The organism is Paraburkholderia sp. 22098, from assembly GCF_052045935.1.
GTDB classification, from domain to species: domain Bacteria; phylum Pseudomonadota; class Gammaproteobacteria; order Burkholderiales; family Burkholderiaceae; genus Paraburkholderia; species Paraburkholderia caledonica.
On record NZ_JBQEPV010000004.1, the window covers coordinates 213303 to 237610 of the forward strand.

23 protein-coding genes, 1 tRNA gene, 2 pseudogenes and 1 riboswitch are annotated in these 24308 nt (G+C 62.9%); of the genes and pseudogenes, 13 read left to right on the top strand and 13 right to left on the bottom strand.

Features of this window, described 5'->3' with window-relative positions; genetic code table 11:
• Positions 1–354 precede the first annotated feature (354 nt).
• Positions 355–489: pseudogene (locus ACTJLB_RS10230) on the top strand (hypothetical protein); the annotation flags it as partial.
• Positions 490–743: 254 nt separating this feature from the next.
• Here the strand turns inward: ACTJLB_RS10230 and ACTJLB_RS10235 are convergent.
• Positions 744–828: transfer RNA gene (locus ACTJLB_RS10235), tRNA-Leu, on the bottom strand.
• Positions 829–1055: 227 nt separating this feature from the next.
• On the opposite strand from ACTJLB_RS10235, the gene ACTJLB_RS10240 reads away from it, so the two are divergent.
• Genes ACTJLB_RS10240 through ACTJLB_RS10265 form a run of 6 tightly spaced genes read left to right on the top strand, consistent with a single transcriptional unit; the run spans position 1056 to position 6984 of the window.
• Positions 1056–2123 (top strand): LacI family DNA-binding transcriptional regulator, encoded by a 1068-nt coding sequence (locus tag ACTJLB_RS10240; RefSeq protein ID WP_131316737.1) that lies wholly within the window; start codon positions 1056–1058, stop codon positions 2121–2123.
• A 47-nt stretch (positions 2124–2170) separates the two neighbouring features.
• The gene (locus ACTJLB_RS10245; RefSeq protein ID WP_310065494.1) at positions 2171–3250 is read left to right on the top strand and encodes an ABC transporter substrate-binding protein; all 1080 of its coding nucleotides are present in this window, start codon (positions 2171–2173) and stop codon (positions 3248–3250) included.
• Positions 3247–4071, top strand: coding sequence for an ABC transporter permease (locus ACTJLB_RS10250; RefSeq protein ID WP_020065443.1), 825 nt, complete (start codon positions 3247–3249; stop codon positions 4069–4071). Before ACTJLB_RS10245 ends, ACTJLB_RS10250 begins: the two co-directional genes overlap by 4 nt.
• Positions 4072–4120: 49 nt before the next feature.
• Positions 4121–5026, top strand: coding sequence for an ABC transporter permease (locus ACTJLB_RS10255; protein ID WP_440783173.1), 906 nt, complete (start codon positions 4121–4123; stop codon positions 5024–5026).
• Positions 5023–6111 (top strand): ABC transporter ATP-binding protein, encoded by a 1089-nt coding sequence (locus ACTJLB_RS10260; protein ID WP_440783174.1) that lies wholly within the window; start codon positions 5023–5025, stop codon positions 6109–6111. The genes ACTJLB_RS10255 and ACTJLB_RS10260 overlap by 4 nt, the downstream gene beginning before the upstream one ends.
• 45 nt (positions 6112–6156) lie before the next feature.
• Positions 6157–6984 (top strand): phosphodiesterase, encoded by an 828-nt coding sequence (locus ACTJLB_RS10265; RefSeq protein ID WP_440783175.1) that lies wholly within the window; start codon positions 6157–6159, stop codon positions 6982–6984.
• A 22-nt stretch (positions 6985–7006) separates the two neighbouring features.
• Here the strand turns inward: ACTJLB_RS10265 and ACTJLB_RS10270 are convergent, their stop codons facing one another.
• Positions 7007–7504 carry a DUF2569 domain-containing protein gene (locus ACTJLB_RS10270; RefSeq protein WP_440783176.1) on the bottom strand — a complete coding sequence of 166 codons (498 nt, stop codon included), beginning with the start codon at positions 7502–7504 and terminating at the stop codon, positions 7007–7009.
• A gap of 185 nt (positions 7505–7689) precedes the next feature.
• Here ACTJLB_RS10270 and ACTJLB_RS10275 point away from each other — a divergent pair, with 185 nt between their 5' ends.
• Complete coding sequence (locus ACTJLB_RS10275) at positions 7690–8889, top strand: MFS transporter (RefSeq protein ID WP_440783177.1); 1200 nt, start codon at positions 7690–7692, stop codon at positions 8887–8889.
• Positions 8890–8902: 13 nt separating this feature from the next.
• Here ACTJLB_RS10275 and ACTJLB_RS10280 read toward each other — a convergent pair whose 3' ends face one another.
• The 5 genes from ACTJLB_RS10280 to ACTJLB_RS10300 all read right to left on the bottom strand — a co-directional run bounded on the left by ACTJLB_RS10280 (position 8903) and on the right by ACTJLB_RS10300 (position 11206).
• Positions 8903–9331 carry a response regulator gene (locus ACTJLB_RS10280; RefSeq protein WP_027775480.1) on the bottom strand — a complete coding sequence of 143 codons (429 nt, stop codon included), beginning with the start codon at positions 9329–9331 and terminating at the stop codon, positions 8903–8905.
• A gap of 20 nt (positions 9332–9351) precedes the next feature.
• Positions 9352–9984, bottom strand: a complete 633-nt coding sequence (locus tag ACTJLB_RS10285) for a response regulator (RefSeq protein WP_440783178.1) — start codon at positions 9982–9984, stop codon at positions 9352–9354.
• Between the two features lie 118 nt (positions 9985–10102).
• On the bottom strand, positions 10103–10675 hold the full coding sequence (locus ACTJLB_RS10290) for a ferritin-like domain-containing protein (protein WP_020065436.1): 573 nt from the start codon (positions 10673–10675) through the stop codon (positions 10103–10105).
• An 83-nt stretch (positions 10676–10758) separates the two neighbouring features.
• A complete protein-coding gene (locus ACTJLB_RS10295) occupies positions 10759–10920 on the bottom strand; it encodes a DUF1328 domain-containing protein (RefSeq protein ID WP_006052455.1) in 162 nt (53 codons plus the stop codon).
• A 109-nt stretch (positions 10921–11029) separates the two neighbouring features.
• A complete protein-coding gene (locus ACTJLB_RS10300) occupies positions 11030–11206 on the bottom strand; it encodes a DUF1328 domain-containing protein (RefSeq protein ID WP_020065435.1) in 177 nt (58 codons plus the stop codon).
• Positions 11207–11445: 239 nt separating this feature from the next.
• Here ACTJLB_RS10300 and ACTJLB_RS10305 point away from each other — a divergent pair, with 239 nt between their 5' ends.
• Positions 11446–12987, top strand: a complete 1542-nt coding sequence (locus tag ACTJLB_RS10305) for a sensor histidine kinase (RefSeq protein ID WP_440783179.1) — start codon at positions 11446–11448, stop codon at positions 12985–12987.
• A 228-nt stretch (positions 12988–13215) separates the two neighbouring features.
• Positions 13216–13350, top strand: coding sequence for an entericidin A/B family lipoprotein (locus ACTJLB_RS10310; protein ID WP_020065433.1), 135 nt, complete (start codon positions 13216–13218; stop codon positions 13348–13350).
• A gap of 270 nt (positions 13351–13620) precedes the next feature.
• Here the strand turns inward: ACTJLB_RS10310 and ACTJLB_RS10315 are convergent, their stop codons facing one another.
• A complete protein-coding gene (locus ACTJLB_RS10315) occupies positions 13621–14415 on the bottom strand; it encodes a DUF4397 domain-containing protein (protein WP_020065432.1) in 795 nt (264 codons plus the stop codon).
• 360 nt (positions 14416–14775) lie between these two features.
• On the opposite strand from ACTJLB_RS10315, the pseudogene ACTJLB_RS10320 reads away from it, so the two are divergent.
• Positions 14776–16809, top strand: a pseudogene (locus tag ACTJLB_RS10320) (oxidoreductase).
• Positions 16810–16888: 79 nt separating this feature from the next.
• Here the strand turns inward: ACTJLB_RS10320 and ACTJLB_RS10325 are convergent.
• The 5 genes from ACTJLB_RS10325 to ACTJLB_RS10345 all read right to left on the bottom strand — a co-directional run bounded on the left by ACTJLB_RS10325 (position 16889) and on the right by ACTJLB_RS10345 (position 20944).
• On the bottom strand, positions 16889–17818 hold the full coding sequence (locus ACTJLB_RS10325) for an EamA family transporter (RefSeq protein WP_020065430.1): 930 nt from the start codon (positions 17816–17818) through the stop codon (positions 16889–16891).
• 423 nt (positions 17819–18241) lie between these two features.
• Positions 18242–18487 (bottom strand): pentapeptide MXKDX repeat protein, encoded by a 246-nt coding sequence (locus ACTJLB_RS10330; protein ID WP_020065429.1) that lies wholly within the window; start codon positions 18485–18487, stop codon positions 18242–18244.
• Between the two features lie 113 nt (positions 18488–18600).
• A complete protein-coding gene (locus ACTJLB_RS10335; protein ID WP_288823570.1) occupies positions 18601–19392 on the bottom strand; it encodes a molybdopterin-dependent oxidoreductase in 792 nt (263 codons plus the stop codon).
• A 32-nt stretch (positions 19393–19424) separates the two neighbouring features.
• Positions 19425–20063 (bottom strand): cytochrome b/b6 domain-containing protein, encoded by a 639-nt coding sequence (locus ACTJLB_RS10340; RefSeq protein WP_027775488.1) that lies wholly within the window; start codon positions 20061–20063, stop codon positions 19425–19427.
• Between the two features lie 26 nt (positions 20064–20089).
• Complete coding sequence (locus ACTJLB_RS10345) at positions 20090–20944, bottom strand: DUF1223 domain-containing protein (protein WP_440783180.1); 855 nt, start codon at positions 20942–20944, stop codon at positions 20090–20092.
• Between the two features lie 557 nt (positions 20945–21501).
• On the opposite strand from ACTJLB_RS10345, the gene ACTJLB_RS10350 reads away from it, so the two are divergent.
• A complete protein-coding gene (locus ACTJLB_RS10350) occupies positions 21502–21921 on the top strand; it encodes a GreA/GreB family elongation factor (protein WP_020065425.1) in 420 nt (139 codons plus the stop codon).
• 240 nt (positions 21922–22161) lie between these two features.
• Positions 22162–22280, top strand: a riboswitch (TPP riboswitch).
• A gap of 91 nt (positions 22281–22371) precedes the next feature.
• On the top strand, positions 22372–24303 hold the full coding sequence (thiC, locus tag ACTJLB_RS10355; protein WP_027775490.1) for a phosphomethylpyrimidine synthase ThiC: 1932 nt from the start codon (positions 22372–22374) through the stop codon (positions 24301–24303).
• Positions 24304–24308 lie beyond the last annotated feature (5 nt).

Here is a 24308-nt window from a genome sequence, read left to right on the forward strand (position 1 = left end):
GGGCATCCACTCGACCTTAGTTGCGCCCGGGACGTTCCTATAGTTGCTGCAGCCGACAGCGGCATTGAGGTGGTCCAGGCGGGCGGAGAACGGCCTTTCGCTCACCGACGCGCCGACAACCACGCTGATTCAAGGTGCCGCGGATGGGTTAGGGTTTCCCGTGTGCCCGCAGGCCCGAAGCGGCCGTTCGACACCGTCATTCGCAACGCAAAGAGATGTTCAAGGTCGCGCGCGTTTGCAGGCATCGTGAAGTGTCCGCGGCCATCAGGATCGGGTTCTATTCCGGCATGCGCCGTGGCGAGATCCTACGTACAAAGATGACCCGACAGAGATACTCGCTCGCAGGCACGAAGAATGGCCGGCCGCGCATCGTCCGCTCCATTCGCTCGTGCCGTATTGGCACGGTGCATCCGCTTCACCTTGACGGTCAAGCAGTTTGAGAAAGCTTGGAAGCGAGCTCGAGCCGCGGCGGACTATCCGAGCACCAAGTTCCATGACTTGCGACATGGTGCAGCGTCGGAAATGATCAATGCAGGAATTGACCTTTCGCGGTCGGCGTGTTGGGACACAAATCCGTGGTGCCGACGAAGCGATATGCACACCTCGTCACGGACCGACTTGCTGCAGCCGTCGGCAGAATCGAAACAAAGAGAACGTGACGGACAATCCGGTTTAGGGCTGAAAAATCCACACCCCTACGTTGGTACGCGTTGCGCGATTTCGTCGTTTCCGCGCTGGGCGGGTGGTGCCGGGGATCGGACTCGAACCGACAAGCCGTTAGGCGGCGGATTTTAAGTCCGCTATGTTTACCAATTTCATCACCCCGGCGAGGGTGGTCAAACCGCGTGGACGCGCATTCTACCATTGGCCGCCTGGCCGGCCAAACCTGCGCAGCGCCGCCGATCGAACCGGCAACGCCAACACACCCGCACCGCACTTCACCGCCCCCGCTCGACTTCAAACGAAACAATCCGCAACCGAAACCGACGTCATCGCCAAGTCACAAACCTTTCCGATAATCCGCTCCTGAAAACGTTTACAACCGAGCGGAAATCATGACCCCGACAATCAAGGACGTCGCTGCGCACGCGGGCTTTTCTATCGCGACGGTCTCGCGCGCGATCAACGCGCCGCACACCGTCAATCCGGTCACGCTCGACAAGGTGCGCCAGTCCATCGACGCGCTGAACTTCCGGCCCAGCCCGCTCGGCCGTCAACTGCGCGGCGAGCGCACGCGCCTGATCGGCGTGATCGTGCCCACGCTTGCCAACCCTGTGTTCGCGGAGTGCCTGCAAGGCATCGACGAACTCGCAGCCGCGCAAGGCTACCGGCTCATGTTGATGACCACCCAGTACGACGCCGAGCGCGAACGCCGCGCCATCGAAACGCTGCGCGAGCATCGCGTGGAAGGCCTGATCCTGACGGTCGCCGACGCCGACACGCATCCCCTTCTCGACGAGCTCGACCGTGACGGCCTGCTCTATGTGCTGATGCACAACGACACAGTGCGGCGTCCGTCGGTGTCCGTGGACAACCGTCTCGCCGCCTACGAAGGCGTGCGCATGCTGATCGCGCACGGCCATCGCCGCATCCTCATGCTCGCCGGCACGCTCGCTGCCTCCGACCGCGCGCGGCAGCGGCATCTCGGCTACACGCAAGCAATGCAGCAAGCCGGCCTCGCGCCTGCACCCGCGCTTGAAGTCGACTTCAACGCGGACGAATTGTCGCCGGCGGTGCTCGCGCATCTGACGAGCGGCCCGAACCGTCCAAGCGCCCTCTTCTGCAGTAACGATCTGCTCGCAATGGTCGTGATGCGCGGCCTGCGCCGGGCGCGTCTGCAGATTCCGCGCGACATGTCGATTCTCGGCTTCGACGGTCTTGCAATGGGCGAACTTTTGTCGCCGCCGCTCGCAAGCGTCTGCGCGCCGAACCGTGAGATCGGCTGTGCCGCGTGGCGCCGTTTGCTGACACGCGTCACCGCAAATTTCGAAGGTCTCGGCGAAACGCCGCTTGCACTGACGCTGCCGCACAGCTTGCGCGAAGGCGCCACGATCGCCGCAATTTCAAATCGCAACGACGCGGGCGCGACGCATGTCGGCCAGCGTCTTCATCTCCAACGTTGAACAATCCACCTGAACCACCCGCTCTCTTCCATTCCAGGAGAACCGCAGTGATCCGCTCTTCCGTACGCCTTGCATCGGCAGTCTCACCGCTGATGCGCCGCCTCGCCCAATCCACCGCCGTCGCGCTGTGCGCCGGTACGCTCGTGACCGCCGCGCTTGCCACCGTCACCTCGCAAACGGCCCACGCCGATGAAACCGCGATCTGCTACAACTGCCCGCCCGAATGGGCCGACTGGGCAAGTCAGATCAAGGCGATCCAGCAGAAGACCGGAATTCGCGTGCCGTTCGACAACAAGAACTCCGGCCAGTCGATCGCGCAGTTGATGGCGGAACAAAAGAGCCCAGTGGCAGACGTGGTGTATCTGGGCGTTTCATCGGCTTTCCAGGCGAAAGACAAGGGCGTCGTCGAGCCGTATAAGCCCGCGCATTGGGACGACATCCCCGCCAACATGAAAGACCCGCAAGGCTACTGGTTCACGATCCACTCGGGCACGCTCGGCTTCTTCGTCAACAAGGACGCGCTCGAAGGCAAGCCCGTACCGCGCTCGTGGGCAGACCTGCTCAAGCCCGAGTACAAAGGCATGGTCGGCTATCTCGATCCGTCGAGCGCATTCGTCGGCTATGCAGGCGCGGTCGCGGTGAATCAGGCGCTCGGCGGCACGCTCGATAACTTCGAACCGGGCCTCGACTGGTTTCGCAAGCTCAAGGCCAACGCGCCGATCGTGCCGAAGCAAACCGCCTACGCGCGCGTCATGTCCGGCGAAATTCCAATTCTGCTCGACTACGATTTCGACGCCTATCGCGCGAAATACAAGGATCACGCGAACGTCGAATTCGTGATCCCGAAGGAAGGCACGATCTCCGTGCCGTACGTGATGAGTCTCGTGAAGGGCGCGCCGCATGAAGCGAACGGCAAGAAGGTGCTCGACTTCGTGCTCTCCGACGAAGGCCAGAAACTGTGGGCCGATGCGTATCTGCGCCCGGTTCGCGCGAATGCGATGAGCGCGCAGACCGCCGCAAAATTCCTGCCGGCAAGCGAGTACGCACGCGCAAAACCCGTCGACTTCGGCAAGATGGCCGAGAAGCAGTCGAGCTTCGGCGAGCGTTATCTGCAGGTGATGCATTGAACGACATTACGTTCCCACTGCGCTGGCGCATTGCACTGATCGCGCCGGCGCTAGCGGTCTTCATCGCGTTCTGGCTGTTGCCGATGGGCGCCCTCGCGCAACTGAGCGGCGACGGCCACGCGTTCGCCACCTATCGCGCGATGCTGACCAATCCGCGCTACATGTCGAGCCTCGGCGCGACGATCGTGTTGTCGGCGGCCGTCACGGCGGCCACGTTAGTCCTCTCGGTGATCGCCGGTTTGCTGCTCGCGCGTCGCGAGTTCGCGTTCAAGCGCACGCTGCTCGCGTTGCTGACGTTTCCGCTCGCGTTTCCCGGCGTAGTGGTCGGCTTCATGGTCATCATGCTCGCGGGACGCCAGGGGTTGATCGGTGCGCTGTCGCTCAAGCTCACCGGCGACCGCTGGGTGTTCGCCTACTCGATGAGCGGCCTCTTTCTCGGCTACCTGTACTTCTCGATTCCGCGCGTGATCGTCACGGTGATGGCGTCGGCAACCAAGCTCGATGCATCGCTCGAAGAAGCGGCGCGTTCGCTCGGCGCGTCGCCGTGGCGCATTACGCGCGACATCGTGTTGCCCGCGCTGTCGCCCGGCCTGATCGCGGCGGGCGCAGTGTGCTTCGCGACCGCGATGGGCGCGTTCGGTACGGCATTCACGCTCGCAACCGACATCGACGTATTGCCGATGACCATCTACACCGAGTTCACGCTCAACGCGAACATGATGACGGCGGCCGGACTTTCGATCGTGCTCGGCATCGTCACGTGGGCGGTGCTTGCATTGGCGCGCAGCGTGAGCGGATCAGCCGTGGCGGCGAGCGCATGAGCGGCGTCATTCGATACAGCGCGGACCCAACCGGAAGCAGAACCTCCCAATGAATTCCATTACTTCCTCTTTGCCGACCGACGCAAAGCCACGTACGCGGCTCCGCCTGCCCGATGCAAGAGCGTGGCTCGCAGCGAGCCAATGGCTCGTTACACTGCTGCTATGCGCGTTCCTGATCGTGCCGGTTGTCATGTCGATCGTCGCGGGCTTGACCGTCAACTACTTCAAGGGTGTCTCGAGCGGCTTCACGCTGCGCTGGCTCGCCGAAGTGTGGACGCAGTATCACGGCTCGGTGTTCCTGTCTCTCGAAGTCGCAGCGATCACGTTGCTTATCACGCTGCTGACCGGCGTTCCCGCAGGCTACGTGCTCGCGCGCAGCAAGACGCGGCTTTCGCGCATCGTCGAGGAATTTCTGGTGCTGCCGATCGCATTGCCGGGTCTTGCATCGGCTCTCGCGCTCCTCGTGGTGTACGGCGGCTTCACGATGTTCCGCATGAGCGTGGCGTTTATCGTCGTCGGACATGTGGTGTTCACGCTGCCGTTCATGGTGCGCGCGGTTGCCGCAGTGTGCGCGAGCAGCGACCTGCGCACGCTCGAAGAAGGCGCGGCCAGTCTCGGCGCGAGTTTCATGCAGCGCTTCGTGACCATCGTTCTGCCGAACGCGAGGCCGGGCATCGTGGCGGGCGCGCTCGCCGTGCTGACGCTTTCCATTGGCGAATTCAATCTGACGTGGATGTTGCACACGCCCGACACGAAAACGCTGCCGGTCGGTCTCGCCGACACATACGCGTCGATGCGCATCGAAATCGGCAGCGCGTACACGATTCTCTTTTTCATCATGACGATGCCGCTCCTCGTCGCAATGCAATGGCTCGGCGTCGATGCTACCGGCCAGCGCAACGCGGCGAAAAAACGCATCGCCGCTTCTGCTTCGAATTCCGTCACGACATCATGAAACTCGCCTCTACCGCTGTGCCCGCTTCTGTTGCCGGCTCGGTTCCCATCACGTTGACGCAATGCGCGAAAACCTTTCGCGGCACACGTGTGCTCGAACCGGTCGATCTTCATATCGAAGCCGGTGAGACGCTCGTGCTGCTCGGTCCGTCCGGCTGCGGCAAGACCACGACGCTGCGCATGATCGCAGGACTCGAAACGCCCGACGCCGGCGGCCGCATCGCATTCGGCGACGACGACGTCACCGCCCTGCCCATCGAAAAACGTCAGGTGGGCATGGTGTTCCAGAGCTATGCGCTGTTTCCTAACCTGACCGTGCGCGGCAACATCGGCTACGGACTGAAAATCAAACGTATGCCTGCGGCGACAGCGCGGCAGCGCATCGACGAATTGCTTGACATGATGCGCCTCACCGCGCATGCCGATAAACCGATCGACCAGCTCTCCGGCGGACAGCGTCAACGCGTGGCGCTGGCACGCGCGCTTGCCGTGCAGCCGCGCGTGCTGCTGCTCGACGAACCGCTCACGGCACTCGACGCCCGTTTGCGCGACGCACTGCGCAGCGAGATGAACACGCTGCTGCGCAAACTGGGCATTACGACCGTGTATGTGACGCACGACCAGGCCGAAGCGATGGAACTGGGCGATCGCATCGTCGTGATGAGCGCCGGGCGTATCGAGCAGATCGGCTCCCCGCGCGACATCTACTATCGACCTGCCAATCGCACCGTCGCGCAGTTCGTCGGCACGATCAACCGTGTCTCCGGCGAACGCCGCGGCAACATGTTGACGACCACGGGCGGTGCCGTGCCGCTGCCTTCGACGCCCACGCAAATTGCGACGCCGGCACGCTCGGCGCACGAGATCTTCTTCCGCCCCGAAGACGCGTTTCTCGCCGATCCCACACACGCGCAACTGCGAGGCCACGTCGAAACAAGCGCGTTTCTCGGTGAGCGCACGCGCCTGACGATCAGCGGCGCCGCACCGGATGCGTTGCTCGTCGACGTCGCGGGCCGCGTCGAACTGGCGCGCGGCACGCCGGTCGGCATCTCGATCGTGCAGGACGCGCTGATTGCGCTATCGTAACAACGCGGCGCTGCTTTTCGAGCGCGCTCAAACAAGGACTATCCCATGCTGCTGGCTCAAATTAGCGACCTGCATATCAAGCGGCCCGGCGGGCTTGCCTATCGCCGCGTCGACACCGCCGCGTATCTCGCGCGTTGCGTCGCTGCGCTGAACGCACTCGTTCCCCGTCCTGACGCCGTGATTATCACCGGCGACCTTGTCGATCAGGGCGATCCGCAACAGTACGAACACCTGAAGACGCTGCTCGCGCCGCTTGAATTGCCTTACTTCCTGCTGGTCGGCAATCACGACGACCGGGCCGCGCTGCGCGCCGCCTTCCCCGACCGTGCGGAACTGCACAGCGGCGGCGAATTCGTCCAGTACGCATTCGATGTCGGCGCATTGCGCGTGATCGCTCTCGATTCGCTGGAGCCGGGCAGAAGCGCCGGTACGCTGTGCGACGCGCGGCTCGCGTGGCTGGAGACGCAACTCGACGCGGCGAGCGGCAAGCCAACAATCGTCGCGCTGCATCATCCGCCGTTTGCTTGCGGCATCGGACATATGGACGAGCTGCGGCTCGATCCTTCTGCGTCAGCCAGACTGGCTGCACTGATCGCGCGTTATCCGAACGTGGAGCGCGTGATCTGCGGGCATGTGCATCGCCCGATGTTCGTGCGTTTTGGCGGCACGATTGCGTCCGCGGTACCGGCGCCCGCGCATCAGGTCGCGCTTGATCTTCGCGACGACGCGCCGTCGGCGTTCATGATGGAACCGCCTGCGTATGCGCTGCATCGCTACGATCCGGCAACAGGCCTGGTTACGCACCACGCGTATGTCGATGCCGCCGACGGTCCCTATCCTTTCTACGAGCCGGAAGGCGCGCTGATCGACTGAACACGGGTTCGTTCTGTACGGGTCAGCGGTTGACGAATGTTCGACGCGCGCGCCGCGATACGCCGAAGTACGGCATTCCGAGCGCGGCCGCGACGATCGCCTGCATCAGGCCGTCGAACGGAATCGCAATGGCGATCCCAATCGCATGCGTCATGTAATCGCTCGCCAGATAGGCGCCCGTGCGCATTGCCAGAATCGCGCCGAGCCACGCCTGCACGTGTACGTTAAAGCGCGCCGATCTGCGCGCGGCGAGGAGCGTCAACCACCCTGCGCCCGCCACGATAAACGCGCCGGTCATCACATTCGCGCCGACCATGACGATCACCGTGCGATACCAGCCATGTGTTCCGGCGCGCGCGAATACCGCAAGCAGTTCCCATTCGAGCATCATTTCCAGTGGGTCGCGCATTGCGATTGCGGTAACTAGCGCCCACGCCGCAAAACAGAGCAGCGCGATGAGCAGGCCTCCGCCAATGCGTGGCGACTGCCGTTGAGTCGAGCGTGTCGTGGGCTCTTTCATGAGATCGTACGGAGTTGGCTGAGATAGCGCGCCGATTCTACGAATCCGGGCCCGGCAAACTTCGCATTTTTGTCACGGGCGCACATGGCGCACGCGTGGCGGCGAGTCAGCACAATCCGGTTCGCTCCGGTATGATCGGCACGCTTGAGGACCGTGCATGGGCCGGTCCGCCCACCGCATCTCTCATGTCCACTTCCAACGCGTCCACACCCGCCTCCGACCGGTCGCTGCGCGGCCTGCTGCTTCTGCTCGCGACCATTGCCGGCATCTCGGTCGCCAACATCTATTACAACCAGCCGCTGCTCGACAACTTCAGGCAGTCGTTCCCCGCGAGCGCGTCATGGGTCGGCGCGGTGCCGGCCATCACGCAGCTCGGCTACGCGGCCGGCATGTTGCTGCTCGCGCCGCTCGGCGACCGCTTCGACCGGCGGGCGCTGATCCTGCTGCAGACTGCGGGCATGTGCGTCGCGCTTGTCGTCGCGGCCGCCGCGCCGACGCTGTCGGTCCTGATCGTCGCGAGCCTCGCGATCGGCGTGCTCGCCACCATCGCCCAACAGGCGGTGCCGTTCGCCGCCGAACTCGCGCCGCCGTCGGAGCGCGGGCATGCGGTCGGCACGGTGATGAGCGGTCTGCTGCTCGGCATCCTGCTGGCGCGGACAGCTGCAGGCCTCGTTGCGCAATACCTCGGCTGGCGTGCGGTATTCGCCGCTTCCGTGGTCGCATTGCTCGTGCTTGCCGTGGTCATCATCCTGCGTCTGCCGAAAAGCAAGCCGACCTCGACGCTGACCTACGGCAAGCTGCTCATGTCGATGTGGCATCTGCTCGTCGAGCATCGCGCGTTGCGCGAGGCTTCGCTGACGGGCGCCGCGCTATTCGCCGGTTTCAGTATCTTCTGGTCGGTGCTCGCGCTGTTGCTGGCGGGCGCGCCGTTCCATCTCGGACCACAGGCTGCGGGACTGTTCGGCATCGTCGGCGCGGCGGGGGCGCTCGCTGCGCCACTTGCCGGCAAGTTCGCGGACCGCCGCGGACCACGCGCGATCATCACGCTGTCCATCGTGCTGGTGGCCATCTCTTTCGTCGTGTTCGGCGCATCCGCGAAGAGCATCGTGGGGCTCGTGATCGGCGTGATCGTGCTCGACGTCGGCGTGCAGGCCGCGCAGATTTCGAATCAGTCGCGCGTTTACGCGCTCAAGCCCGACGCGCGCAGCCGCGTGAATACCGTGTACATGGTTGCGTATTTCATCGGCGGAGCGATCGGCTCAGGCGTCGGCGCAGCGGTGTGGCCGGTTTTCGGATGGGTGGGCGTGAGCGTCGCGGGTCTGTTGTTCGCGGGCCTCGCCGCGTGGAATCATCTGGCGCTGCAGGCTCGTACTGCCAAAGGTTGATCGCGGCGAACGCCTAGCCGTTGCTTCGTGCGAACGCGTACTCGTGCAGCGCATCGATCACGCGATCGAATTCGAAAGACTTGTCGTAGAAGTGGCGCACGCCATATTGTTCGCAGCGCTCGCGATAAGCCGGCAATGCATGATTGGTCAGCACCGCGGCAAACACGGAGTCGATCAAACCTTCGCGCTGCAAATAGGCCAGGACGGGTACGCCCGAGCCCTGCTTCAATTGCAGATCGACAATCACCGCGTCGAACGCGTCGTCGCTCAGGAGCGCGATGGCTTCGTCGGCCGAATCGGCATAAGCGGCCACGCGCAGCGAACCCGACGCGTCGATCGCCTCCACCAGACTGCGGCGGATCAGCGGCGAATCCTCGATAAGCAGCACGCGCAACGGTGCGCGGCTGGCTGACTCGGCAACGGTGTTCGATTCGCTGTTCATCGGGATTTCTCGATCGTCCATTATTCGATCAAGCCGTTCTTGATCGCGTAATAAGTCAGATCGGCATTGTTCGCCAGGCGCATTTTCTCGAGCACGCGAGCCCTATACGTGCTGACCGTTTTCACGGACAAATGCAGTTCCTCGGCAATCTGCGTGGGAATCTGCCCCGCCGCGAGCTTGCAGAAAATCTGAAACTCGCGCTCGGACAGCGCTTCGTGCGGCCGCGCCGCCGCCGGTTTGTCGAGATTGTCGGCAAGCGTGTCGGCCACCGCCTGGGACAAATAACGATGCCCTCGCGCTACCGCACGAATCGCACGCACGATTTCATCGGGTTCGCAGTCCTTGTTCAGATAACCGTTCGCGCCCGCGCGCAGCAGGTTGATCGCGTACTGGCTCTCCGGGTAGCCCGAGAGGATCAGCACGCCCTGCTCCGGGCGCACCTGCTTGATGACGCGCAAGGTGTCGATACCGTTCTTGTCCGGCATCGCAATGTCGAGCAGCACGACGTCGAATGCCTGTTCGCGCACGAGGCTGATGGTTTCGTCGCCGGTGGCCGCTTCCGCCGCGACGCACATGTCCGGCTCGTCGGCGACGAACTGTCTGAAACCCCCTCGGACGATCGCGTGGTCGTCAGCTATCAACACTCGAATCATCGGCTTGGTGTCCGTACGATGGAATCGCTCCAAAGCAGACATTGTAATGACGTCGCGCCGTACTTTGGCGTTATCGCGGCCGGAACCGCCGGCCGCAAGCTCGCCATGCCAGGCGCAATCACTCGCGCCCTTCGAGCAGGTCGGCCATATCGTCCGCATGCTCTTCCTCGACTGCGAGAATTTCTTCGAACATACGACGCGTCGTCACGTCCTTCTCGCCGAGATAGCGGATGATCTCGCGATAGGTGTCGATAGCGATGCGCTCCGCCACCAGGTTCTCGCGAATCATGTCCGTCAGGTTCTCGCCTTCCTTGTACTCGGAATGCGCGCGCGTCTTCAGCCCGTCCGGCGCAAAGTCCGGCTCGCCGCCAAGCTGCACGATGCGCTCGGCGATACGGTCGGCATGTTCCTGCTCTTCGGCCGCGTGCTCCGCGAATTCGGCGGCTACCGCTTCCGAGTTGATGCCCTTCGCCATGAAATGATGGCGCTTGTAGCGCAACGTGCAGACGATTTCGGTAGCCAGCGCGTCGTTGAGGAGCTTGAGCACCGTGTCGCGATCAGCGCCGTAAGTTTGCGTGACCGGGCCATCCGACATGTGCTTGCGGGCGTCGTCGCGGATCTTCTGAATGTCCATCACGAACGGATCGCTCGACTGCGATGCCGCGCCTTGGGCGCCAGGTGTGTTCGCCATTGAATCTCTCCTTTATCCGTATTGGGGGGTGGCTGCATCACGCAAGGTGCCCGCGCGATGCGCCGATAGAATCATGTTCAGGTCTATGTTCGGAAGACACCGAGCAGCAGCGTGACCACGAACACGACGAGGAAAATATAGAACAGTATCTTCGCGATCTCGGCCGCGCCCGCCGCGATTCCGGTGAAACCGAACACCGCAGCAATGATGGCGATGACGAAGAACACGATGGCATAGTGAAGCATGGCGACTCTCCTTCTTGTTAGTATCCGCGGGGACTTCCGTGCGCTCAGGTTGCGCGTGCCGCTTTGCTTAAGCGCCCTGTTTCAGGCGCCTCTACGAGGCAAAGCGGCGCTAATCGACGATTTTTTTCGTCACCACGAAGCCGAGCACGAGGAACACCACGCACAGAATCAGGAACACGACAAACAGGAACTTCGCGATTGCCGCCGCGCCCGCAGCCACGCCGGTGAACCCAAGAAGGCCGGCGATCACCGCGATGACGGCGAAAAACAACGCCCACTTCAGCATGATGGCTTCCTCCAGAACAGTGAATGGGATCAGGGTCCATCGTATCCAGCTGCATCGCCGGGCGCATTCCGACGCACTCCGGTTTTCGTGTGAGAATCCGCTTACATTGGATTACGGCCGCTTTACGCGAAGCGGCCCGGACGCAGATTCGCCACGCACAATGTGCGCGCCAGCGCGCGGGCGCGCACCCGCGGCGACTGCAGCGGACGCTACACTGATGCGTGTCCAAGGAGTAGAACGTGTCAAACGTGCAGAACGCGGCTGACGTGCATAATGAAGTGCACAATAAAGTGCAGAATGAAGCGCAACAGGAAGCGCGAACCGGATCGCAAACCCCGGCGCCGCAACCCGGCGCCGCGGCCCGCCTGAGCAACTGGATGCGCAACCGCAGCTGGGCGATCGCGATGACCGTGGCGATTGTGATCACCGTCGGCGGCCTGGTGATTCTCGAAACCGCGCGCGAGCGCATCGCCGCCGAGTACGAGACAGCGCTCGAAGCCCGCGACGTCACCGTGCAACTCAGCGCGCTCGCGAGTCAGCTATCGCGTCTGAGCGCGCAGCAAAGCGATTTTCTTCTGACGAAGCGTGACGCCGCAGCGCACGATTTTTGCGCGACCGCCGTCAGCATTCGCGACAGCGAACAGCTGCTGGAGCGTTTTTACCGCAGTCCCAAAGCCGATAGCGCGGAGCTCGCGAGCTTCACGCAAATCCGCGCGCTGATCGACGCTCGAATCGGCGCCGGCGCCGCCGCCTTGCAACGCGCGGCGCCCGGTCCGCTCGATCTGAGCGCATGCGGCAACACGAGCCATGCCAACGCGGTAGATGCGGCGCTCGTCGACAGCACACTGAGCCTGCTGCGCGACAACGAAGAACGGCGCGCGCAGCACGCGCTCGCCGCGAGCCGTGCCGACCAGCGCATTTCGACGTTATGCGCGGCTGGCCTGTCGGCGCTCAATATCGTGTTGTTCATTCTGCTCTTCCGCAATCTGGGCATTCAGATCGACCGGCAGGCGCGCGTTCAGCGTCAATTGATCACACAACAAGGCGAGCTCGATCAACTCGTGAACGAACGCACGCGTCAACTCGAGGCGCTCGGCTGGCATTTGCAGGCCGTCAGCGAAAATGAGAAGACGCAACTCGCGCGCGAGCTGCACGACGAACTCGGCGCAATTCTGACCGCGAGCAAAATGGACGTGGCGTGGGCAAACCGCAAACTGAAAGAGAGCGACCCGGACATCTCCGAGAAGTTAAAGCGCGCGCTCGCTAATCTGGACCAGGGCATTGCGCTCAAGCGCCGCATCATCGAAGACATGCGGCCTACCGTGCTGGCGAATTTCGGTCTTGTGACCGCACTGCGCACACTCGCCGACGAAGCCGCGCAACGCAATAACTGGACGCTGAACCTGCAGCTCCCGGCCGACGATATCCAGCTCGACGAGCAAACGGAAATCGCGCTCTTTCGCGTCGCCCAGGAATCGTTGACGAACGCGGCGAAGTACGCGCGAGCGTCGCAGGTGTCGATCGGCTTGCAGGTCGGCGACGGCCGGGTCACGCTCGATATCGCCGACAACGGCGTGGGCATCATGCCGGCCGATCTGACACGCACGCACACCCATGGACTGCTCGGCATGCGTCAGCGGGTCGCCGCGCATGGCGGGCAGTTCGACATCAGACGCGGCGTGCCGAGGGGCACCGACATCCATGTCGTGATGCCGAGCGTCAGCACGTCGGCGCAGCCGGGCAGCGACCCGTTGCCGTTCCCCGCGCGCACTTCGGTGTAGCCGCGTTGCGCCGCGCTTGAATCCGCTGCTGCTCGTATTTGTAGGAGTGCGCCGACGTCAACACCAGAGCACGCCTACAACAAAATCGCAGCGTAGCCGACAGCGCGGCACGCACCCTTTTTTTACCATGCAATCAGACCGGATCGACTGGCGCAAGCCACGGTCGGCAGCTAGCACAGCCGCTAGCGGGACACGTCTACCGATACCTTCTCGACAAGGAGAACTTTCATGAATCGACTGATCGCTTTGCTTCTCATCGCAGGCACGGCCGCGCTCGCCGGCTGCAACACCATGGCAGGTGCCGGCCAGGACATCTCGAAGGGCGGCGACGCCCTTACCAACTCCGCTGAAAAGGCGAAGTAAGTCGTTCTTCGTCGAGCGGCCAGCGCCGTCGCGGCGCATAGCCGCTGCGTTTGAACGAAACCCGCTGCGGGAAACCGCAGCGGGTTTTTTGTTGAACGTTGTTGAACGCGGTCATGTCCGGGTGCGGGTGCGGGTGCGGGTATCGAATGCATGTATCGATGCTTGCGCACAAAACAAAGCGGCGACCCACATGCGTGGATCGCCGCCCCGTCCTCCCCAGGACTTGCCGCTATCGCGTGCGCTGCAATGCGCGCACGCTCTCTAGCGAACTTATGCGCCCGTCAGCGTGTTCGACAATTCGACGCTCGGCGTGTTCGTGTTGCCGTTCTGCACGACGAGCAGATGGATCTGTCCCACCGCCAGTTGGCTCAGCGCGCCGCCAATCGGCACCGACGTGATCAGCCAGTCAGCGTTGTTCGACAACGTGAACGACTGCGACTGATAGATCGGCGTCTTGCTGCCGGCAGCCGTTGCGATCAGCACATACTGGCCACCCGATACGTAGATGGAATCCTGGCCGCTTGCCGGCACCGCGTTCTTGAACGACAAGCCAGACATCGTCGGGGCTACGTTGCTGATGTTCGTGTTGGTCGACTGGACCAGATAGAGGTCGAGGTTCGGTGCATTGCCCGATGCGTTGAAGCCCCGCACACGCGCGCTGTTCGAAAGCAGACCCTTGTCGAACGGATCGTCGATCAGACCGATGTCGGCTGCCGCCGCGCCCGGCAACGCGAGCACCGTATATTCGTGGCCCTTCGCGACGTTCGGGAAGTTGCCGCTTGCGAGCGCGGTCGTCGTGCCGGTCGCCGCATAACCCACGTTCGTCGAGCCCGTGTTGATGTTCGTGAAGTTCGTCACGCCCTTATACGAGACATTCGTCTGTCCCGACGGTGCGGTGCCGTTCACGAGAAAATCCACGGCCGGTCCGCTCGGGATCGCATGCACGAAATGGATTTGCGGGTTCGTCAGGCCAAGCTCCTTGCCTACGTCGTCGGAGCCCCCGCCGCACGCGCTCAGGACAGAAGCAACGGCGATCACGGCCGCCATGGTTCGGATCAGTTTCATTGTGTTCACCTATATCGATGTCGGGCTCTCCGCCCATTCATATGCGGGCGCCCGCTTAAAGACAGTGCCATCTGAAACCGTGTTCGATGCGTTGTTCGAACGGTCCCGGTCCGGCTGTCCTTCGCGAAGCACTCCCTCCTATCCCTGCGCGCATTACGCCTTTTCAGGGCGCCGCGCGGTCCATTCGATGGACGCACGCAATGAGCAATGGCTGTGCCGCAACCATCGATTTGGCTTATCGAGGCGTGACAATGTCTTACAGGGCAACATCTTGCGAGCATTAGAAGCTTTCCTCAGATGGTGGTCGCGATCGCTCGGTGTATCGTTCGTGCGCACCCCATACTTACAACGGCAGCCTGTATGTCTTACCAACACTTACTCGCGGAGCTGGACCTCGGTTTCACCCGTCTGCGCAATCGCGTTGTGATGGGCTCCATGCATACCGGCATGGAAGACCGCTTCTGGAATTATCCAAAGCTGGCCGCGTACTTTCGTGAGCGCGCGAAGGGCGGCGTTGGTCTGATCGTCACCGGCGGCATCTCGCCGAATCGCGAAGGATGGCTGCTGCCGTTCGGCGGCACGCTCAACTCGGTATTCGATCTGCGCAATCATCGGCTGCTCACGCAAGCGGTTCACGAAGAAGGCGGCAAGATCGCGCTGCAGATCCTGCACGCGGGGCGTTACGGGTTTCAGCCGCTGGTTGTGTCGGCATCGGCTTTGAAGTCGCCGATCTCGAAGTTCAAGCCGCGCGCGCTGAGCACTGCCGGCATTGCGAAGACGGTGCGCGACTACGCGCGCTGCGCGAAGCTCGCTCAACGCGCGGGCTATGACGGCATCGAAATCACGGGCAGCGAAGGCTACCTGCTCAACCAGTTCCTTTGCCCGCGCACCAACCGGCGCACGGACCGCTACGGCGGCGGCATCGAGAACCGCATGCGGATCGCGCGCGAGATCGTCGAGCGGGTTCGCTAGGTTTGCGGGAAGCGCTTTATCGTCGTTTATCGGCTCTCGCTGATCGATCTGGTGGAAGGCGGCAATACGTGGGATGAAACCGTGCAGGTCGCGCAGGCGCTCGAAGCAGCGGGCGTGACGATGTTCAACACCGGCATCGGCTGGCATGAGGCGCGCGTGCCGACCATCGTCACCTCGGTGCCGCGCGCCGCGTTCGCCGCGCTGAGCGCGCGACTGAAGGCCGCGGTGAAGGTGCCGGTGATCGTCTCGAACCGCATCAACACGCCTGAGGTGGCGGAGGCATTGATCGCCGACGGCGCCGGCGATCTGGTCTCGATGGCAAGACCGCTGCTCGCCGATCCGGAGTTCGTGCTGAAAACCGCCGAAGGACGCGCGCACGAAATCAACACCTGTATCGCGTGCAATCAGGCATGTCTTGATCATACGTTCAGGAATCAGCGCGCAACCTGCCTCGTCAATCCGCGCGCGGGGCGCGAAACCGAGCTGGTGTATCGACCGCTCGCGGGTCCCCAACTCGTGCGGACTGTGGCGGTGGTCGGTGCGGGACCGGCGGGGCTGTCGGCGGCGACGGTTGCAGCGTCGCGCGGACATCGCGTGACCTTGTTCGATGCAGGCGCAACGATCGGCGGGCAGTTCAATCTGGCCATGCGCGTGCCGGGCAAGGAAGAATTCAGCGAGACGATCCGCTATTTCCAAAGCCAGCTGGAACGGCATTGCGTCGACGTGCGGCTCGGTACGCGCGTCGACCCAGCGCTCCTCGCCGCCGGTGCTTACGACGACATCGTGATCGCAACCGGCATCGTGCCGCGTCGGCCCGCAATCGCGGGCATCGATCTGCCCAATGTTCTGTCATATGTGGATGTGCTGCGCGGTGCGCCTATAGGACGCCGCGTCGCTGTGATCGGCGCGGGAGGCATCGGCTTCGACGTCAGCGAGTTCCTGCTGCATCCCACTGGCGAGCCTTTGCCGATGCCGCGCGATGCGTGGCTAGACGAATGGGGTGTCGATCTTTCCGTGCGCGAACGCGGCGGCTTGAAGCCGCCCGCAGCTACCCGGCCGTTCCGGCAAATCTGGCTGTTGCAACGCAAAGCGGGCAAGCTCGGCACGGGGCTCGGCAAGACTTCGGGCTGGGTGCATCGAGCGACGCTCGCGCGGAACGGCGTGAAGATGCTGGCCGGGGTGTCGTACCTGGAAATCAGCGAGCGCGGTTTGAAGATCGCGCATGGCGGCGTCGAAGAGTGGCTGGAGGTCGACAACATCGTCGTGTGTGCAGGGCAGGAATCGCTGCGCGATCTGCATCCACGGGAACCGGCGGATGCAGGCGGCCCACGCTATCACGTGATTGGCGGCGCGGCGCTCGCCACCGAGCTGGATGCCAAGCGTGCAATCCGCGAAGGCGCGGAACTGGCCGCACGGCTTTGACGCAGGACATGGGCGGGAGTGGGCGGGAATGGGCGGAGTCGCGTGCGCGCCCTGCCCGTACCGCCGCAGGCGTCGACTTTCAGGCGAGCCCTTTCTTCCGATAATCGAGCCAGAATGACAAGCCCACGCTGACCAGGATTACGACCGTCGCGATCACCGTCGAGTGCGTGACGGGCTCGCCGAGCAGCAACGCGCCGAGCGCCACCGCAACCACTGGATTCACGTACATGCAACTGCTCGCAATGATCGGGCTCGTATGCCGTATGAGAAAACCGTAGGCGACGTAGGCGGCCATGGTCCCGATCAGCATCAGATAGACGAACGCGAGCAGCGGGAGGAAATGCACTTCGAGCATGCGCTCGCCCGAAACCCAGGCGACCATGGTCGACATTGCGCCGCCAAGGCCGATCTGCAGCGACGTGGACAAAAACAGGTCCGACGGCAGCTTAAGACGCCCCGCGAGATGCGCGCCGCCCGCCCAGAAGAGCGCCCCGCACAGAATCGCGAGGCTGCCGCCCGCCGAACCGGGCGCACTGTCGCCATGGCTCAGGATCGCGATACCGACGAGCCCGAGCCCGACCGCGAACCACTCGCCTTTGCCGATCTTCCGTCCCGCCACGGCAGCGATCACCGTCGCAAAGAGAGGCACGGTCGCGACCATTACCGCGGCTGTGCCCGTGCCGACCGTGCGCATGCCGTACGCCAGCATGCCGCTCGACAGCCCCACCAGCATCGTGCCGACCAGCCCGGCGTTGCGGATTTCCGCCGCGCTCGGCCAAACCGGATTGCGGCGAGCCGCGAAAACGAACAGGCCGACGCCCGCGAAAAGATTGCGCAGACCGGACATCAGCAACGGTGGAAACGAGCCTAGCGCAACATGGACTGCAAGATAGGTCGAGCCCCACACCACATAAACGACGCCGAGCGCGAGCGCGATCTGACCGTTGCGCGACTGAGGCAGACGGATCGGGAAACCACGAGAAAACCGGCTTGGGAGTTCCAGCGACATCGTTTCAACCCGCCCATGCCGTTCGAGGCGCCCGCTGGGGGGACGGCGGACACCGCATCGGCGATGCGGTCAGGCGGGCGAGGCTGGCAGACATGGTGGTGGAGCGAAGTACGAAGGTTGGCTAACAGAGAAAGCCAGATGGGACATGCAACGCCGCGCCGGTCGAGCGGTGGCTCTGGCGGACTCGCGGCTGACACGCGCCGAATTCGTGGCGCGCATCGCATTATGCAGTAAGCGCCCACCGCGCCATGCGAAAGAATCGTAACTTTTGGTGCGCATGCAACAAAAAGCCGGGGCGTAACCGCACCCCGGCTTTCTGTCTGGATTTGAGCGCCAAGCGCCGCTTCATGCAACGTGCATCGGAACCACCCGGGCGGCGCAAGCCGCACCGGGCACGCAAAATAAGCGGCTACGGCGGCCCGCCTAGTTGCTCATCGCGCCCGACGCCTCGTGTTTCATGCCCATTGCGTCGCCTTTTTTCATCTTGTCGTGCTTCATTGTGTCCTTCTTCATGTGGTCTTTCGACATGCCGTCCTTGGACATCGAATCTTTCGACATCGAATCATGCGACATCGAGTCGTTGGACATCGCGCCGCTTGCCTGCGCGAATGCGGCGCCGCCGCTCATCAGGAAGGTGACGGCCACTGCTGCGATTGCAAATTTCTTCATGGAATAACTCCGTTTGTTGTGGATCAATCGAACCGGCCGTAGCCGGCGTATTTCCGAAGCTTCTGCCGCCCGGGGTCGCGCATGCGCGCGGCGCATGCGGCGACCCGCGCGCGTCAGGAGCCTCCGAACCAGTTGTAGCCCTGGTCGACCCAATAGCCGCCAGGATACGTGTTGGTGACGAACATCTCGACGATGTGCTTCGGGTTCTTGTAGCCGAGCTTGGTCGGCATGCGCAACTTCATCGGGAAGCCGTATTTCGCGGGCAGGCGCTCGCCGTCGTACGAAAACGTGAGCAGCGTCTGCGGGTGCAGCGCGGTGGGCATGTCGATGCTTTCGTAGTAGTCGTCCGCGCATTTGAAGCCGACGTACTTCGCACTCGTGTCCGCGCCGATGCGACGCAGAAAATCGCCGAACGGCGTGCCGCCCCAACGACCTATCGCGCTCCACCCTTCCACGCAGATATGCCGTGTGATCTGCTCCGCGTGCGGCAGCGCGTACAACTCGGGCAAGCTCCAGACGCGCTGGCCGGTCACGAGGCCGCTGATTTTCAGCTTGTAGCCGGAAGCGTCGACCTGCGGCACCTCGTCGACACCGTAGTAGGCATTGAACGGAAACGGCCGAGTGATCTGCGCTTCGGTGTATGTAGGCGCCAGTTGCCTAGGATCGAACAGCGCGGCTTGTGCGCGATCGTTCAGGCGCGAGACGGCAGTGAGAAACTTGTTGACCGATTCGTCGTCGGTCAGCGAGCAGCCGGTCAGCATCGACAATCCGCCAAGCGACAGTAGCTGCTTGCCGAAGAGTCGCCGCGACGGCATTGAAAGCTCGCGCCTGACGTCGATCAGAATCGACTCGCGGTCCAGTTTGCCAGCGACATTCGTCGCAGCGTTTTTAATGATCTTGTTCATGATTCGTTATCCGTAACGTTCGCGCGAAGCATTTATCGACCGCGCAACATGGCAAGCAGCGAGCGAGGCACGAGCGCAACCATCGCCAGATGAACGACGATGAACGCAGCCATCAGCGCCATCGCGCAGAAGTGAACGATGCGGGCGTTGTCGTAGCCGCCCATCAACTCGCGCAGCAGCGGGAACTGCACCGACTTCCAGATCGCGAGCCCAGACAGCACAAGCACGAGCAGATCGAGAACGACGAACAGGTAGGCGAATTTCTGCACCGCGTTGTAGACCCGCAAGTCCGCGTGCGACAGCTTGCCGGTCAACGCGGCGATGAAATCGTGCAACACCGCGCGCGGCGAGACCGGCAAGAACTTGCGGAAGAAACGTCCCGTCGCAAGGTTCAACGCGAGATACGCGAGGCCGTTGAAAACCAGCAGCCACATCGCTGCGAAATGCCATTGCAATGCGCCGCCGAGCCAACCGCCGAGCGTGATTTCCGTCGGAAAACGGAACGCGGGAAAGACCGGCGACGCGTCGTAAATGCGCCATCCCGACAGCATCATGACGATCGCCGCGAGTGCGTTGAGCCAATGCGTGATGCGCACCCATACCGGATGTATCACGCCGCTGGAGGGCGCGGCAGGCGGTGCGCTGTCGCGAACAACATGAGGCGTTGCCATGGGAATCTCCGTTGATTGACGCGAGCTCAATGGCAGGCGGCCAGTTCGGCCACCTGCAGCACGTCGCCGGTTGCTGCGTTCTGGACAAAAGCGACTACGCCGAATCTGTCGGCCGACGCGTTCGCGTTCCTGTTCGTATCGGCATTGGTATCGGCATCGTCGAAACGAATGTCGCGACTGATCTGCGCATTGCCGCCAACGAGCGGCACCGGCCCGATCCATTGCCGCACCACTCGTTCGTGATGCAATGTCGCGCCGCGGTTTTCGCCGGCGCCGACCTGCGAGCTCAGCGAGTTTTCGTACACCGCGACGTAGGCATCGAGCGGCCCGGCGGTATCGGCAGCCTTGCTGTCAAAGCGCGCCGCGACGTTGAATGCGCCGCCCGTCTGCGGCTTCAATTCGAGGGCGACGTTCGCTCGTGCCGGCTCAGCCACGAGTTTGCCGACGCGAGCTTCGAAACTGTCGCGTTGCGACCAGCTTCGCAACTCCCGCCCCGCCACGAAAACTTCAGGCGTGTAGATGGTGTGGCCGCCCGCAAGATCGGTGAGCGTCTGCTGACGTTCGGTGAAGCGGTGCTGCGAGAAGCGATCCGTCCAACCGAGGCTGTTCCAGTAGTCGACGTGCAGCGCCAGAGGCACGATGCTTTGCGTTGAACCGCTGTGCTTCCATTGGCTGAGCCACTGGTCGGCGGGCGGACAGCTATTGCACCCTTCGCTGCTGTACAACTCGACGAGCGCAACGCGATGCGCTGGACTACGCGCGCTGCACATCGCGCCGGCTGCGCTTGCCAGACCGCTCGCGGACAACATTGCTATTGCGCTGAGAACTGCGACGGCTCGAACGAACGGTCGGCGTGCGCGGCGCATGACGATTGATTGCATGACCTGCTCCTATCGGGATCTGCACGTTTGTCGATGCGCGCAGCAGGTTATGACAGCCCCCCGCAAATTTTTTTGCCTGACGTTTGCACGCGTGTTCATCGCATCAACGTTTGGCGCGGCCCGACTTACAGCGGCGAAATGTTCGCGAAGGTCGTTGAAAGACGCCGTGCTAACATGCCCTTAATCACTGCGCCGCTCGCTGTCGTCACAGTCATCGTCAGCTACAAGCGGTGCGTCGCTCATCTTCACTCGACAACTGCCGGCCCTTCAATGCGTTCTCCGACTTCACGCGCCCACACCCGCTTGCGCCCTCGCCGCGCAAGTGGATGCGCGCGCGTGCAGTTCGCGCCGCATTCCGCCGAGGAGCCGTCGCGAACGCTTCCGCCAGAAACGCTTCCGCTTCTCGCCGCCCGGCGCCCCACCTGACGCAGCTCGCTTCCTTGCCTGAAGCCGCGTCGTCCCCAAGGGGACTTTCGGGGCGCCGGGCCGATCACATCCGCATGATGTTTCCTCACACAGATTGCAGCCATATTGCAGATCGAATTGGAGTAGCCGCCGTGAAAACGACCAGAAGGACCAAGCAGTGTTACCTCACCGAACTCGACGTCGCCCGTCTTGAGAAGCACGCCGCTGCACCCGGCGCGGACGCACGTTTGCACGACATGCTCGACGACGTACTGGAGCGCGCGGTTATCGTCGATTCGCGCGAGATTCCGGCCAACGTGGTCACGATGAACTCGCAGGCGACGCTCGTCGACGAAAGCAGCGGTGAACACATGACCTGGACCGTCGTCTATCCGCCCGACGCCGACTTCGCGCATGGCCGCCTGAATGTGTTCTCGCCAGTCGGCCTCGCGCTTCTCGGCGCGAAACGCGGCGAGCAGATTCGCTTCGTGCCGCCAAGCGGCGCCGAAAAGGTGCTGAAGCTCGAAAAGATCCTGTATCAGCCCGAAGCCTCGGACGATTTCACGCTGTAAGCAAACAGGCCGCGTGGCATTAGTGCTGCAGCGCGTCATATGCGGCGCGCCCGTCAATACAAGGATAGTGCGCAAATAGCGGATCGGCGGGCTGCAACGCGATGCGACGTCTTGCGCGTTCGCTCCCGCAGATAGCCTCGGCCCACAAGGGCGCTGCGCTTCACGCACGACGCCCATACCGATCGCACACAGCATTGCAGACGGGTTGCCAAGCGGCGCCCGCCCGGTGTATCGTGTGCGCTGCTAACGCGGGGGTCCTGCGATGCACGGGAGTTGGAGGTCCGTGCCACGTGGGTGAGAAATACCCTTTGAACCTGATCTGGATAATGCCAGCGCAGGGAAGCGTACGGATTTCGCACTCCAGCCCTTGTGCCTCATCTCTCGCGAATTCCGACTACTTCCGTCTCGTCTCCTGCTTAGCGGCCCACATTGCTTTGACGGAGAACACGCATGAACGCCAACCCGAAGTTTCTTTCCGCCGACGCCCACGTCGACGAAGCCGCCGTCGCGCCGCTGCCGAATTCCCGCAAGGTCTACGTGACCGGCTCGCGCCCCGACATCCGCGTGCCGATGCGCGAAATCACGCAATCCGACACGCCAGACAGCTTCGGCGGCGAAAAGAATCCGCCCGTGTACGTCTACGATACGTCGGGTCCCTACTCCGATCCCGAAGCGAAGATCGACATCCGCGCCGGCTTGCCCGCGCTGCGTCAGCGCTGGATCGAAGAACGCGGCGATACGGAACCGCTCTCCGGCCTCACGAGCGACTACGGCCGCGAGCGCGCCGCCGATCCCGCGACTGCCGAATTGCGCTTTCAAGGCCTGCACCGCACGCCGCGCCGTGCGATGCCCGGCAAGAACGTGTCGCAGATGCACTACGCGCGCAAAGGCATCATTACGCCGGAAATGGAGTACATCGCGATTCGCGAGAACCAGCGCCGCGCCGAGTATCTCGAGACGCTGAAGACGAGCGGTCCGAACGGCGAAAAGCTCGCCGCGATGATGGGCCGTCAGCATCCGGGCCAGGCGTTCGGTGCGAGCGCGTTTGGTCCGAACGGCCTCACCGAAATCACGCCGGAATTCGTGCGCGACGAAGTTGCGCGCGGCCGCGCGATCATCCCGAACAACATCAATCACCCGGAAAGCGAGCCGATGATCATCGGCCGCAACTTCCTCGTGAAGGTGAACGCGAACATCGGCAACTCGGCGGTGACATCTTCGATCGGCGAGGAAGTCGACAAGATGACGTGGGCCATCCGCTGGGGCGGCGACACGGTGATGGATCTGTCGACCGGCAAGCACATTCACGAAACGCGCGAGTGGATCATCCGCAATTCGCCGGTGCCGATCGGCACGGTGCCGATCTATCAGGCGCTCGAAAAGGTCAACGGCAAGGCCGAAGACCTGACGTGGGAGATTTTCCGCGATACGCTGATCGAACAGGCCGAACAAGGCGTCGATTACTTCACGATTCATGCGGGCGTGCGATTGCAGTATGTGCCGCTCACCGCCAAGCGCATGACCGGTATCGTGTCGCGCGGCGGCTCGATCATGGCGAAGTGGTGCCTCGCGCATCACAAGGAAAGCTTCCTGTACGAGCATTTCGAAGACATCTGCGAAATCATGAAGGCGTATGACGTGGCCTTCTCGCTCGGCGACGGCCTGCGTCCCGGCTCGATTTACGACGCGAACGACGAAGCGCAGCTCGGCGAATTGAAGACGCTCGGCGAGCTTACGCAGATCGCATGGAAGCACGACGTGCAGACGATGATCGAAGGCCCCGGTCACGTGCCGATGCAGTTGATCAAGGAGAACATGGACCTGCAACTCGAATGGTGTGACGAAGCGCCGTTCTACACGCTCGGGCCGCTCACCACCGACATCGCTCCCGGTTACGATCACATCACGTCGGGCATCGGCGCGGCAATGATCGGCTGGTTCGGCACCGCGATGCTCTGCTACGTGACGCCCAAGGAACACCTGGGCTTGCCGAACAAGGACGACGTGAAGACCGGCATCATCACGTACAAGCTCGCCGCGCACGCCGCCGATCTGGCGAAGGGCCATCCGGGCGCGCAGGTGCGTGACAATGCATTGAGCAAGGCGCGCTTCGAATTCCGTTGGGAAGATCAGTTCAACCTCGGTCTCGATCCGGACAAGGCACGCGAATTCCACGACGAAACGCTGCCGAAGGATTCCGCGAAGGTCGCGCATTTCTGCTCGATGTGCGGTCCGCATTTCTGCTCGATGAAGATCACGCAGGACGTGCGCGAATTCGCGGCGCAACAGGGCGTCACCGACGACGAAGCGCTGAAAAAAGGCATGGAAGTGAAATCCATCGAGTTCATGAAGAAAGGCGCCGAGATCTATCAGCGGCAGTAAGGCCA